Raw genomic sequence first — 11,652 nt, forward strand, 5'->3', positions numbered from 1 at the left:
TTTACGTGATGAAGTAGTTCAACAATTTTCAGGTACGGTGCCACGACAATGGAACTAAAATCAACGCAAATCGGCCAACGCCTCGCTCAGCACCCTTATAATCGGGTACGTCTACTGAATGCTGGCATTGAAGTGAGCGGTGACAAGCACCAGTACCTTATTCCATTTAATCAATTAATTAGTATTCAGTGTAAGCGAGGGATTGTTTGGGGGGAACTGGAATTTGAATTGTCAGAAGGAAAAGTGGTTCGTTTGCATGGTACTGAGTGGCAGCAAACACAACGTTTTTACCATTATCTATTAAAAGAATGGCAAAAATGGAGCGTCGACATGAGTGATGTCAGTGCTGATGTTCTGGCAGCTCAAATAAATGAAATAATTAAAATCAAACAACAGAATCGTTGGCTGAAAACTGCTGATTTGGCTTCCGTACAGCAACAAATCCAAGAAACATTTCAGGCTTTACCCTTGCCATTACAACGAGTCGTACAATTTGAAAATTGTCACGACAATTATAAGATTTGTCTGGATTGGTTAGAGGAGGGTGAAAAGATAATCCAAACGCTGAACCGGCAATGGGTTAATCACATGCTGGTGCAATATGAGCAATTTTTCCAGACAATAGAAACGTCGCCACTTGATCATTCTCAGTGTCAGGCAATTATTAATGGTGAACAAAATATTCTGGTATTAGCGGGGGCGGGCAGTGGAAAAACATCTGTTTTAGTTGCGCGTGCAGGATGGTTATTGTTACGTCAACAAGCACTTCCTGAGCAAATTTTGTTGTTGGCTTTCAATTGCCCGGCTGCTGATGAAATAAATGAACGTATTCAGACTCGTTTGGGAACTCAGGAAATAAAAGCAAAAACATTTTATACCCTGGCATTGCATATTATTCAGCAAGGTAGCAATAAGTCACCCAAAATTAGCGAGCTGGAAATTGATGCCCAAAAACGCCGTGATTTTCTCATGCAAGAATGGCAAAAACAGTGTGGAGAAAAAAAAGCACAAGCTAAAGGTTGGCGAGAATGGTTGAATGAAGAATTGGATTGGCAATTGCCGGAAGGTGAATATTGGCATGATAGGTCATTGACGGCTCGCTTATCCGTTCGCTTAGAACGTTGGCTGGAATTAATGCGTATGCATGGTAGCAGTCAAAAAGAGATGATTGAACAGGCTCCTGTTGCTTATATTGATGTATTTCAGAAACGTCTACGACTTATGGCACCTTTGCTGAAAGCTTGGAAATTGGCATTGAAATCTGAAGGGGCAGTCGACTTTTCTGGTTTGATCCATCAGGCGGTGAATATTTTACAGAAAGGTCGATTTATCAGCCCGTGGAAACATATTCTGGTGGACGAATTTCAGGATATTTCCCCCTTGGGGATCAAATTATTAACGGTATTGAAGGCACAAAATAAGCAAAGTCATTTATTTGTTGTGGGAGATGATTGGCAGTCAATCTATCGCTTTAGTGGCACTGAATTATCGTTAACGACAGCATTTTCAACCTATTTTGGTAAAGGGGCTGAATGTGCATTGGATATGGCGTATCGCTTTAATGGCCGTATTGGGGAGATTGCCAATCAATTTGTGCAACAAAATCCTTATCAATTAAAGAAGGGTCTCACTAGCCTGACAAAAGGCAATAAAAAATCGGTTGTGATTTTACCGGAAGAGCAGCTAGAGGCATTGCTTAATAAAATGAGTGGTTATGTTACTAAGCAGGAAACCATCATATTATTGGCACGCTATCACTATCTCAAACCCGAATTATTGAAAAAAGCGCCGACTCGCTGGCCAAATTTGAAGATTGAATTTATGACAATTCATGCGGCTAAAGGACAGCAAGCGGATTATGTCATTATATTGGGATTGCAACAGGGCAAAGACAGTTTTCCGGCACCAGAGAGGGAAACTGTGATGGAACAAGTTTTATTGCCACAACCTGAAAATTTCCCTGATGCGGAAGAACGTCGTCTTTTATACGTTGCATTGACGCGAGCAAAGAAGCAGGTTTGGTTAATGCAGGAACTGAAAAACCCATCCGTTTTCATTCAGCAACTGGCACGATTGGGCGTACCGATTCAGCGTAAGCCGTAAATTTTTCCCTGATGACTGTTGAAGTTATTTGAATCTCTCATTGAGATAGTGCTGATAATCTGGCACACGAATATTAACATCTTTAGAAAAAAGTACTGAGTTGATAAGAAAATCGGCAGTTGAGCAGTTTGTTGCAACAGGAATATTCCAAACCGTTGCCACGCGTAGCAGAGCTTTAACATCAGGATCATGAGGAACGGCGTTCAAAGGATCCCAAAAGAAAATTAAGACATCTATTTTGCCTTCCGAAATCAGCGCACCGATTTGTTGGTCACCTCCCATTGGCCCACTCAACATACTCGTTACAGACAATCCTGTTTTCTGCTGAATTAAATGCCCCGTCGTTCCTGTCGCATATAAAGTATGTTTTGCTAACAAAGCCTTGTGGGTATTAACCCAGGCCAGCAGGGAATTTTTACAATGATCGTGTGCGACAAGAGCAATCTTTTTCGATTCAGGTAAGGTGCGAACAATTGATTCCATAGAGATACCTTTATATGAATAAATTATTTATCATGAATACTGTAGCAGATAAACCAAATGAAAAATGCTGTGGAGAAGATGGGGGGAGAAAATGAGTGATCAACATATAGCGAATATACTGGGAAAGGTAAAAATCATCGCGTTAGTCGGAGCGAGTGAGAAAACAGATCGTCCAAGTTATAAGGTTATGGAATACTTACTGAATCAGGGATATCAAGTTATTCCTGTCAGCCCTAAATTGGCAGGACGGACTTTATTGAACCAACCTGTTGTGGGGCAATTATCTGATATTAAACAACCCATCGATATGGTTGATGTATTTCGCAACGCAGAAGTCGTTTATGGCGTTGTGGAGGAAGCAATCGCTATTGGCGCTAAAGTCCTTTGGTTACAAAAAGGCGTTATCAATGAAGAAGCAAAATTATTGGCAGAAAATGAAGGGTTAGATGTTGTGATGGATCGTTGCCCAAAAATTGAAATCCCGCGGTTGGGGATGGAAAAATGAATAAGGCAGTGATTGGTTCATTATTCACCACCTTAGTGTTATGATTTAGATAATGGTAGATTTAGATAATGGTAATAAAAACATTTAATTTCGTAGTCGTGGCGCTTGTAATTGACTGCGGATAGATTCGGCTAACTCATCCAGAGAAGATTGTTCTGGATGTTCATCTGATGTTTCGTAAGTCAATTGGGCTTCTGCCAAATAAGTATGGATAGGTTGACCATCATCATCTTCCATCACAACGTGATACCACGGCGCTGAACGTAAGGTAGCATTAGATGCAATGTCATTTTCCTGCGGCTGTTCTAAAGAATATTCAGCATCAATATCTACAATAACACCCAAGTAACCCAGCAATCTATGTCGTACTTGCTGGCCGATACCGAATTTGCTGGCAATCATCATAGCCACCTCCAAAGAAACCTTGCAATGACTCTTATATAAGGGCGGTAAGGTAAATTTCAAGCTCACACCCGGTAACGGTAGCCGGAATTTTGCATGATTTTTGAAATCAAGATGGCATGTGACCGACATTTCATAATTTCAGATTAGCTGTTGCGTATATAAAATACAATAACAAAAGTGGGTTTAATGTTTCAAAGTTCTTACCATCTTGTCTGGGAGGAATATAACGATGACTAGATGCAGCATGACTATTTATGTTTATGGCAGGGTACAGGGAGTTGGATTCCGTTATCACACCTACCGCTGGGCAAAGAAAAATAAGCTGGCGGGATATGTCCGTAATATGAATGATGGAAGTGTGAAGATCGTCGCTTGTGGCAATGATGCACAAATCAAAATGTTAATACATTGGCTAGAGCAGGGTGGGCCTTTGGGTGCCAAAATAGAAAATTTTCAATCTCAATTTTGTGAAGCAGAAGAGATGAGTGATTTTAGCATCCGTCATTAGTGACGGATGAATAAATCAGATACATTTGACTGGCTTGGGAAGGCCTGCAATTTTTGTTGCTTGTTTTGCAGGCCCTTTAGGAAACAGGCGATAGAGGTAACGGCTATTCCCTTTCTCCTCACCATATTTTTGGGCGATCGCTTTGACTAGCATACGAATAGCGGGTGAAGTATTAAATTCTTCATAGAACTCACGTACAAAACGGATAACTTCCCAGTGCTGTTCGGTTAGAGCGATGGCTTCCTGCTCGGCAATGATAGGAGCCATGGCTTCTTGCCAATCACGGTAGTTTTTTAGATAACCTTGTGCATCAGTTGCGATCTCGCGATCTTCAAATACCAACATAACTTTTTACCATCTAATAACGATGGTTGCAATTTAGCAAAAATCACCACTATCCCCAAGAAAGATTACCCAACATGTCGACTAAATAGACTAACAGACAGTGTTATGAATAAATTAACGGCAGTTGAACAGATAAATACTTTACATTGGGAACTGTGATGTTATAGTGCTCGGCATCGCGGAGGGGTGGCCGAGCGGCTGAAGGCAGCGGTCTTGAAAACCGCCGATGGGAAACCATCCGAGAGTTCGAATCTCTCCTCCTCCGCCATCTACACTTCTAGCAGCATCTCTTAAAGTCTACTTTCCTCAGTAAAATCAACGAAAACTTCAATATCTAACTCTCCCAAGGTCTAGCGTCGTCTTCCTAAATCTATGCAATTTGTTGTATAGTTTTTTGTATAGAAATTCCCTCTACAATTTTCCTATACAATATTGGTGATTTATGAAGCTGACAGACATGGCAATCAAGCGTGCCAAGCCAAAAGAAAAATCATATACGCTGGCGGACGGTAACGGGCTATCTTTGTTAGTTGAAACTAATGGATCTAAAGATTGGCGCTATCGTTATCAGTTCACAGGTAAAACTAAAATGATATCGTTAGGTATCTATCCAGTTGTAACTCTCACTGAGGCAAGAGCTAAAAGAGATGAGGCTAGAAAACAGGTAGCTAACGGCATCAATCCGAGTGAAGCCAGAAAAGCGGAGAAAGTCGCATCAATTAGCCAGTCTGAGAATACATTTAAAAATATCGCTCTCGAATGGTACGAAGGTAGAAAAGATAGATGGTCTGTCGGTTATCGTGACGACATGATGGACGCATTCGAAAAAGATGTGTTTCCTTATATAGGTGATCGCCCGATTGCTGACATTAAACCAATGGAACTACTCGAAGTGCTTTCTGTTATGGAAAAACGCGGCACAACTGAGAAATTGAAGAAAGTCCGCCAGCGTTGCGGTGAAGTTTGGAAGTACGCCATTATTACTGGCAGGGCGGAGTATAATCCAGCGCCAGATTTAGCTAGTGCCTTTGTTCCTCATAAGCGTGAACACTACGCACATCTTTCAGTAAGCGAGTTACCAGAATTCCTTTCTTCTATAGATAAATATATGGGAAGCCAGATTGTTAGAGTGGCTTTACGGATTCTTATATTAATCGGAGTTCGACCAGGCGAATTAAGAAAGGCTGAGTGGTCAGAAATTAATTTTGATACTGGTATATGGGAAATTCCGGCCGAAAAAATGAAAATGCGCCGCCCTCATATAGTACCATTGTCTGAACAGGTTATTGAGTTACTGAAACAGATACACCCAATCAGCGGTAGTTATCAATATATTTTTCCTAGCCGTACTGATTATAGAAAGCATATATCTGATATGGCATTAAATACGATGATTAGGCGTATGGGTTATAGCGGTAGAGCCACAGGTCACGGCTTTAGGCACACCATGAGCACTATATTGCACGAACAAGGCTACAACACCGCATGGATTGAAACACAGCTTGCTCATGTTGATAAGAACAGCATTCGAGGAACCTACAATCACGCCCAGTATTTAGATGGTCGTAGGGAAATGCTGCAATGGTATGCCGACTACATGGAAACACTCGAACGGGGCGAAAATGTGGTACATGGCACATTTGGGAAGCGTGCTTAACTGGATGAATAGACAGCCTTAATTGTCTTTAGTAGACTATCCAAGACGTTAAAGAATCAAGCTATGCCTAGGTTGATCCCCGAAAACCCGTACACCTCTACGGGCTGGCATAGCTCCTACCAATAGAGGGCGTGAGGTGACGTGATGTCGAAAGCAACTAAAAAAGATTTATCATGGTTTAGTTTAGACAACTATGCTTTCTTAAACGATTTAACGTTGGAAGACTTGATTGAAGAACTGGAGTTACGTGCTTTCCTATTCATTCTTATAGAAGACTATGAGGACAGCGAGTATTATGAGTATGAGATAAAATTTGAAAGAATATTTAGTGGTGACCCAAATATAACCATTCCTAATCAAGAGGAGAAAGAGAATGAGGAAACAATTGACTATATAAATAGTCAAGCTCCCTCTTTAATAAATCTACATGGCGAATTACCAAGCCTTCCTTCAAGAAATGGTGTAAGTCCAATCACATTCAGTGAGCTTGCAATGTACTCTTTTGCGTCTATTGATCAGAATTTTTTCAAAATAGATGAAGAGGATACATATATAAAAACTAATGCGATGCTTTCAAGTGTGACAGGCAATCTTGATTGTTTTAATAACTTAGTACTAACATGGATTGACTTAGATGATGCTACTGATGATGAAATTATTACCAGTTTGACTCAACTCCTCCCTTTATGGAGAGATCAGCTATCACTTCCTGAGCAAGGCCATGTGTCACAAAAAAGAGTTGGTGTAAAAACGTTACAAAAACTAATTTCTAACAGGGTTCTTCCTATACTCGATTTACTTCTATGGGAGGCGATGAATGGTAAAAATGTGACGAACCCAATGATATCATTACTCGTCTTTGAGGATGATCCGAAAGATACTCAAGCTATTAAAGAGTCCATTAAGCCATTTGCTCTGGAATCAATGAGTGATAAATATACTCGCCTACTCCGCTTGTATATTAACAAGGATACTGAGTTAGGCTCGACAAGAATTGCTGACTTAATGCGTAGAGATTTGTAATCAACATTTTTCTACGAAAATTAAAATGGCAAAAATCACGATTTTTTCATGAAGTGTTTTTATCTGGAAAATAAAAACGACTAAATAAGTATAAAATTAAATTTTTTAATTACGCTTATCATAAATTTTATTTTCAATAATATCCCTCCTGTAAATCGAGCGCCGTCTATTACGATGCTTAACGGACTAATACAGGAGGCTCTACATGCCAGCAATCACAATACCTAAAGAAAACCTTATCCGTTTACCCGAAGTTCAGCGTAGAACTGGCTACGGTAAAGCGTGGATCTACAAACTCATTGCAGATAATAGATTTCCAAAGCAAGTCAAAATCGGCACTCGCTCAGTCGCTTTCGTTGAGTCAGAAATTGATGACTGGATATCACAACGTATAGCTGAGTCTCGCAGCGAGGTGAAGTAATGACAAAATTTATATTACCCACCGACGAACAGCGGAAATATATTCTTTCTGCCTATGGCGAAAGTGAAAGGCGAATAAGAGAAAGAGAACGAGAAAGAATATCCGGCATTTCTCGTAGCTATTGCCATAAATTAGAGGGATTAGGTTTATTTCCACCTCGTTGTCATTTTGGGCGTAATTCCTGCGCATGGTTATTAAGCGATATTCTATGGTGGGTACGTAACCCGCCAACAGTAGAGAACGTAAATAACCCCTATAGCCGAAAATCAAATTAATTAAGACAGGGTAAAAATATGACATCTAAAAATGCGGCCTTAATTGGTCAGGGACTCGCTCACTCTGAAAGCAGCCCAGAACCTATTTTGAATATCGACTCAGCGGATATCTCGTTTATTAAATTTGAGGGCGTACAGGTTCGAATTTTCAAAAATAACAATGAGCCGTGGTTTATTGCTGCTGATGTGTGCAAGGCGTTAGAAATATCTAACGTCACCAATTCTATGAAAGCATTAGATGATGATGAAAATACCCTATGTTCAATAAAGGGTATTACTGATGCTGGGAACCCTATTTTTAATGCCATTTCAGAGTCTGGTTTTTACAAACTAATCACTCGTAGCCGCAAGGCCACCAAGCAAGGAACGTTTGCCCACAGATTCGCTAATTGGGTATTCCGTGAGGTTATCCCGTCTATCCGCAAAACGGGTTCTTATGGTGTGCCATTTGCTGCGCTGAACGACTTCACCCGGCGACAGAATGAATACAAAGCAATTGCGTCTCAACGTGGGCGCGATCTTCAATCATGCAAAGGAGAACTAGCCAGCTTAAATAAAGAAGGACGGGAACTGTGGAGAACATACCAGCCTGACCTTTTGGAAGAGGCAGAGTGATGATCATTGTTAACTGCATAGACTCCTTGATGTTAAGGAGTCCTATTACCGTAGTCCTCAGTTTGGGAGGCTACCCGATAATTTCGGGGTGGTTACTTAACTTATTGATATCTAATCAAGCTGCAAATATGCAGTCTGGTCATAATATGCGCGTATCTTTTAGCGACGCCCAAACTTTGCGACTGTCATTGAGTCAGTCACAAAAAGAAAAGGATAGCACGGCGAATGCTACCCTTTGGGATCACGCGTCTTTGCGTCATGAGATAAATCAATTAGTTAACTACTATGATTATTTCGGGTCAGTCAACCAAGTGAAAGATATTCACTCAGTTAACCACCGGACTTATTGTCGGTCGGTTAGTTATTGTTCAATGCCGCGAGATTGCAACTCTTTACGGATAATTCTCTTTATCCATGCAGATATAGATTCATCACCATCAATTTTCATCGCTTCCCTCATAGCTTGTTCTAATTGTGGCTCAACTCTGAATGCAATTTGTTTATTACCTCTCGGCAAATTTGTGTTTGACATATGTAATACTCAGGGTGTATGTTGTTTGTGTCTGACAGTGTACAACACATTTATGTCAAATGTAAAACAACAACGCCCCGAAGTGCGGCAAACACTATCGAGGCGTCTAACCAAAAACGTAAAGGAGGCTTACGCTATGGATACCCCACAGCATAACCAAACTCGCCTTAAATTTACATTCCTAATTGCATCGGGCACTCAACGGCTGGTGGATATTCACCCGATACGCCTTATCACTGTACTGGCAGACAGCGAAGTTGAAGCCCGTTTACTGGCTGGCATTTCCTCACTGATATTTGTTTCCCGTCAGGAGGTGAGCCATGCATAACCCCGCACCTCATGACTATTACACCCATAAGAACGGAGAAACCGTTCAGGTGCTGTCGATCGCCTTTAACCGCGTGACGTTTGTCCGTGAGGGCTATACCTACCCATGCATCATGCCATTAAGCCGTTTCACTAAAGAATACACCTACGCAGGGAGAGCCTGATTATGTCTGATATCTATAACCATTTGGTACGCAACAATTTTAGCGCGATGGACACTGAGGAACTGAAAGACTTACGCAAACATTCAGACGGCGCACACAGTGCAGTTATGGCGGCAATGTCAGCGATCGGTGAATTGGCTTTCTGGTCTGCTGATAATGAAAACTATGCAGATTGTCAGGCAAGGGAGGATTTACGCCGTATCGGTGAAGCCCTGATGTACCTGCCCCGAATTGCCGAAGCCCTGAATGACACAGCACAACATGCGGATTTTGAAATTCATCACCGCGAGGGGTTCCCCAAATGGTAAGTCATATTGATATCCGTTCAGTGAAAACAGCGGCGAAGGATCACTGGCAAGGTTTGTTGTCTGCTTGTGGTGTGGACGTTCCAGCAAAGGGTAAGCATGGCGCTTGCCCCATTTGCGGCGGTACTGACCGTTTTCATTTCATGGACGATCACGGTAATGGTGACTGGCATTGTCGCCAATGTGAACACCCGAACCACGGAGACGGTTTTGATTTACTGACTAAAGCTAAAGGTATCACGGTAATTGAAGCGGCTAAGCTGGCTGCTGATGCGCTGTTACTTCCCTTGCCTGAACCTCAGCCTGCCAGAAAGGAGGCTCCAAAATCAGAGGCTCTTCCGATAGCCGAGAAAGTTAACAAGCTGGTGGCTCAAGCTGCTGCCGGACAATCTGATTATCTGACCAAAAAGGGGCTGCAATGCCCCGATCAGAAGCTATTGAAAGACGGTTCTTTGTTGCTGGTCACTCAGGCACTGGACGGCACAATTACCGGTGCTCAAATCATCAAGCCGAAGGGTGAAAAGCGCTTTGTCTCAGGCTCACAGAAAAAGGGGAGTTTTATCCCCTTATCACCCGTCATTGGAACACCAGACACGATCATCATTACGGAGGGCTATCCGGCTCTGTTTTGGCTGCCTTGATTTGCTATGCCCGGCGCATTGGCAGAATACAGCCAGCAATATTTACGCAAGAAAAGCAAACAGGGCATTCGTAGCAATCTGAGCCTGAATCTCGATACTGCTATCGAATGGATGCCGAAACTGACAAGGAATAGCCAGCCAGAAGAATAAATTTTTTCTGATGACAGAAATTTTTCAAAGAAATATAAAAAAGTGTTCACCACTGTTCACTCTGTAATTTAAATCAAATATATCAACTAATTATAGGGTGAACAGTTATTTTAAAACTGTTCACAACTATTCATCACTGTTCACCTTTTTTCGTATTTGGGGTGAACGGTTGGGTGAAGAGTAGTGATGAGTTTAATTTCAACTCATCACCCTTTAACGGTATGAATTTAAATAAAATTATTCAAAGGCGAACAGGGTGAACAGTTTTATCCATAATTCTTTAATAGGGAGGGGGTAGGTAAAAATGTTTTCTCTGGTAGGTGTTTTTTCAGCTCTCCGAGTTATTGGGTTAATGTATTAGCCCGGTAACTCGGAGAAGACGAGCGCAGCGCGTCAGTGTGGTTTTAATCTGTCGTCTTAAACAAAATGTAACACAGGTAACCATATCTATTTGTTTAATATACGATATTAATCACGATTTTTCCGCTTTATTGTCACCTATACTAGAATATATAAATAATTCTGGTATATCCTGTCCAGCGGTGTATCAAAAACATGCAATTATCATGGGCAAGATAAAGAATTTTTCAGCTAGATTGGTTTTAGAACTGGCAAAAATGATAGGAAGGGTTAAATGTGGATTAAATCATTATTTAATATACTGATAGTAATGATTTTATTTATTTTTTGTAATATAGGACTTATCTCTATTGATTTGACTACAAAAGAAGTAATAACTCTATGGACAAGTAATGAGTACACCCCATCTGAATTATCTTTTTTTATTAATGCTGCTGATTACGTAATGCTGGCTAATAATTTTTTCTTTATTTTGTGTACTGCCATGCTCTTGTTAAGAAAAAGATTCAAATACAGTTTGAAAATGATTTTTTTTATATTTTTAATTGCCATATTAAATAATGTCTTTACATTTCTCTACGTCTTAAATTTTTCGAATTTTTTTAAATTCATTAAAAATAATGACATATATTTTATATTAATATCATTTCCTATCTCAATGATTATTATTTATATCCTTGCAAGGAAGAATACATATGAACAATAGAGATATAATTAGGCAATCAAGAATCTTAGGTTGTGATATCAATTTATTGATCATGTATAATCTTTCTATTTGGAGAACATTCAAATGGCAAAGATTGATGTAACCTGCCCCGCTTGTCGTGCGTTTA

General features: G+C 40.6%; 16 protein-coding genes, 1 tRNA gene and 1 pseudogene. 14 read left to right on the forward strand and 4 right to left on the reverse strand.

What is annotated here, in order from left to right; translation table 11 throughout:
- Positions 1-48 precede the first annotated feature (48 nt).
- On the forward strand, positions 49-2,103 hold the full coding sequence (gene helD / locus Xets_RS07990; protein ID WP_187651410.1) for a DNA helicase IV: 2,055 nt from the start codon (positions 49-51) through the stop codon (positions 2,101-2,103).
- Between the two features lie 24 nt (positions 2,104-2,127).
- Here the strand turns inward: helD and mgsA are convergent, their stop codons facing one another.
- Positions 2,128-2,586, reverse strand: a complete 459-nt coding sequence (gene mgsA / locus Xets_RS07995) for a methylglyoxal synthase (protein ID WP_187651411.1) — start codon at positions 2,584-2,586, stop codon at positions 2,128-2,130.
- A 91-nt stretch (positions 2,587-2,677) separates the two neighbouring features.
- Here mgsA and Xets_RS08000 point away from each other — a divergent pair, with 91 nt between their 5' ends.
- Complete coding sequence (locus tag Xets_RS08000; RefSeq protein WP_099133340.1) at positions 2,678-3,091, forward strand: CoA-binding protein; 414 nt, start codon at positions 2,678-2,680, stop codon at positions 3,089-3,091.
- Between the two features lie 84 nt (positions 3,092-3,175).
- Here Xets_RS08000 and hspQ read toward each other — a convergent pair whose 3' ends face one another.
- Positions 3,176-3,496 carry a heat shock protein HspQ gene (hspQ, locus tag Xets_RS08005; protein WP_187651412.1) on the reverse strand — a complete coding sequence of 107 codons (321 nt, stop codon included), beginning with the start codon at positions 3,494-3,496 and terminating at the stop codon, positions 3,176-3,178.
- 229 nt (positions 3,497-3,725) lie between these two features.
- Between hspQ and yccX the strand changes: the two genes are divergently transcribed.
- The gene (gene yccX / locus Xets_RS08010; RefSeq protein ID WP_099133342.1) at positions 3,726-4,004 is read left to right on the forward strand and encodes an acylphosphatase; all 279 of its coding nucleotides are present in this window, start codon (positions 3,726-3,728) and stop codon (positions 4,002-4,004) included.
- 15 nt (positions 4,005-4,019) lie between these two features.
- Here yccX and tusE read toward each other — a convergent pair whose 3' ends face one another.
- Complete coding sequence (gene tusE, locus Xets_RS08015; protein ID WP_167450598.1) at positions 4,020-4,349, reverse strand: sulfurtransferase TusE; 330 nt, start codon at positions 4,347-4,349, stop codon at positions 4,020-4,022.
- Positions 4,350-4,529: 180 nt separating this feature from the next.
- Between tusE and Xets_RS08020 the strand changes: the two genes are divergently transcribed.
- The 6 genes from Xets_RS08020 to Xets_RS08045 all read left to right on the forward strand — a co-directional run bounded on the left by Xets_RS08020 (position 4,530) and on the right by Xets_RS08045 (position 8,340).
- Positions 4,530-4,617 (forward strand) — tRNA-Ser (locus Xets_RS08020).
- 174 nt (positions 4,618-4,791) lie between these two features.
- Positions 4,792-6,006 carry an integrase arm-type DNA-binding domain-containing protein gene (locus tag Xets_RS08025; RefSeq protein WP_099133344.1) on the forward strand — a complete coding sequence of 405 codons (1,215 nt, stop codon included), beginning with the start codon at positions 4,792-4,794 and terminating at the stop codon, positions 6,004-6,006.
- Between the two features lie 144 nt (positions 6,007-6,150).
- Positions 6,151-7,029, forward strand: a complete 879-nt coding sequence (locus Xets_RS08030) for a DUF6387 family protein (protein ID WP_187651413.1) — start codon at positions 6,151-6,153, stop codon at positions 7,027-7,029.
- Positions 7,030-7,234: 205 nt separating this feature from the next.
- On the forward strand, positions 7,235-7,450 hold the full coding sequence (locus tag Xets_RS08035) for an AlpA family transcriptional regulator (protein ID WP_187651414.1): 216 nt from the start codon (positions 7,235-7,237) through the stop codon (positions 7,448-7,450).
- Complete coding sequence (locus Xets_RS08040; RefSeq protein WP_187651415.1) at positions 7,450-7,725, forward strand: AlpA family transcriptional regulator; 276 nt, start codon at positions 7,450-7,452, stop codon at positions 7,723-7,725. The genes Xets_RS08035 and Xets_RS08040 overlap by 1 nt, the downstream gene beginning before the upstream one ends.
- A gap of 18 nt (positions 7,726-7,743) precedes the next feature.
- Complete coding sequence (locus Xets_RS08045; protein WP_187651416.1) at positions 7,744-8,340, forward strand: BRO family protein; 597 nt, start codon at positions 7,744-7,746, stop codon at positions 8,338-8,340.
- Between the two features lie 361 nt (positions 8,341-8,701).
- On the opposite strand, the gene Xets_RS08050 is transcribed toward Xets_RS08045, so the two are convergent.
- Positions 8,702-8,872, reverse strand: a complete 171-nt coding sequence (locus Xets_RS08050) for a hypothetical protein (protein WP_047680438.1) — start codon at positions 8,870-8,872, stop codon at positions 8,702-8,704.
- A gap of 136 nt (positions 8,873-9,008) precedes the next feature.
- On the opposite strand from Xets_RS08050, the gene Xets_RS08055 reads away from it, so the two are divergent.
- From Xets_RS08055 to Xets_RS08075, 5 genes and pseudogenes are all read left to right on the forward strand, one after another.
- Positions 9,009-9,200 (forward strand): hypothetical protein, encoded by a 192-nt coding sequence (locus Xets_RS08055; RefSeq protein ID WP_187651417.1) that lies wholly within the window; start codon positions 9,009-9,011, stop codon positions 9,198-9,200.
- A complete protein-coding gene (locus Xets_RS08060; RefSeq protein WP_187651418.1) occupies positions 9,193-9,363 on the forward strand; it encodes a DUF4222 domain-containing protein in 171 nt (56 codons plus the stop codon). The genes Xets_RS08055 and Xets_RS08060 overlap by 8 nt, the downstream gene beginning before the upstream one ends.
- 2 nt (positions 9,364-9,365) lie before the next feature.
- Complete coding sequence (locus tag Xets_RS08065; RefSeq protein WP_187651419.1) at positions 9,366-9,671, forward strand: hypothetical protein; 306 nt, start codon at positions 9,366-9,368, stop codon at positions 9,669-9,671.
- Positions 9,665-10,285 (forward strand): annotated as a pseudogene (locus tag Xets_RS08070) (primase-helicase zinc-binding domain-containing protein); the annotation flags it as partial. The gene Xets_RS08065 and the pseudogene Xets_RS08070, both read left to right, overlap by 7 nt.
- Positions 10,286-10,315: 30 nt before the next feature.
- A complete protein-coding gene (locus Xets_RS08075) occupies positions 10,316-10,459 on the forward strand; it encodes a hypothetical protein (RefSeq protein WP_167450599.1) in 144 nt (47 codons plus the stop codon).
- The last annotated feature ends 1,193 nt before the right edge of the window (positions 10,460-11,652 follow it).

Source organism: Xenorhabdus sp. TS4 (genome assembly GCF_014467265.1).
In the GTDB taxonomy this organism is placed as follows: domain Bacteria; phylum Pseudomonadota; class Gammaproteobacteria; order Enterobacterales; family Enterobacteriaceae; genus Xenorhabdus; species Xenorhabdus ehlersii.

Excerpts from the sequence above, each read along its gene's own strand:
- tusE (WP_167450598.1), bottom strand. The coding sequence starts at position 4,349 with ATGTTGGTATTTGAAGATCGCGAGATCGCAACTGATGCACAAGGTTAT.
- Xets_RS08035 (WP_187651414.1), top strand. The coding sequence starts at position 7,235 with ATGCCAGCAATCACAATACCTAAAGAAAACCTTATCCGTTTACCCGAA.
- Xets_RS08045 (WP_187651416.1), top strand. The coding sequence starts at position 7,744 with ATGACATCTAAAAATGCGGCCTTAATTGGTCAGGGACTCGCTCACTCT.
- Xets_RS08060 (WP_187651418.1), top strand. The coding sequence starts at position 9,193 with ATGCATAACCCCGCACCTCATGACTATTACACCCATAAGAACGGAGAA.
- Xets_RS08065 (WP_187651419.1), top strand. The coding sequence starts at position 9,366 with ATGTCTGATATCTATAACCATTTGGTACGCAACAATTTTAGCGCGATG.
- yccX (WP_099133342.1), top strand. The coding sequence starts at position 3,726 with ATGACTAGATGCAGCATGACTATTTATGTTTATGGCAGGGTACAGGGA.
- Xets_RS08075 (WP_167450599.1), top strand. The coding sequence starts at position 10,316 with ATGCCCGGCGCATTGGCAGAATACAGCCAGCAATATTTACGCAAGAAA.
- Xets_RS08030 (WP_187651413.1), top strand. The coding sequence starts at position 6,151 with ATGTCGAAAGCAACTAAAAAAGATTTATCATGGTTTAGTTTAGACAAC.
- helD (WP_187651410.1), top strand. The coding sequence starts at position 49 with ATGGAACTAAAATCAACGCAAATCGGCCAACGCCTCGCTCAGCACCCT.
- mgsA (WP_187651411.1), bottom strand. The coding sequence starts at position 2,586 with ATGGAATCAATTGTTCGCACCTTACCTGAATCGAAAAAGATTGCTCTT.
- Xets_RS08055 (WP_187651417.1), top strand. The coding sequence starts at position 9,009 with ATGGATACCCCACAGCATAACCAAACTCGCCTTAAATTTACATTCCTA.
- Xets_RS08000 (WP_099133340.1), top strand. The coding sequence starts at position 2,678 with ATGAGTGATCAACATATAGCGAATATACTGGGAAAGGTAAAAATCATC.
- hspQ (WP_187651412.1), bottom strand. The coding sequence starts at position 3,496 with ATGATGATTGCCAGCAAATTCGGTATCGGCCAGCAAGTACGACATAGA.
- Xets_RS08040 (WP_187651415.1), top strand. The coding sequence starts at position 7,450 with ATGACAAAATTTATATTACCCACCGACGAACAGCGGAAATATATTCTT.
- Xets_RS08025 (WP_099133344.1), top strand. The coding sequence starts at position 4,792 with ATGAAGCTGACAGACATGGCAATCAAGCGTGCCAAGCCAAAAGAAAAA.
- Xets_RS08050 (WP_047680438.1), bottom strand. The coding sequence starts at position 8,872 with ATGTCAAACACAAATTTGCCGAGAGGTAATAAACAAATTGCATTCAGA.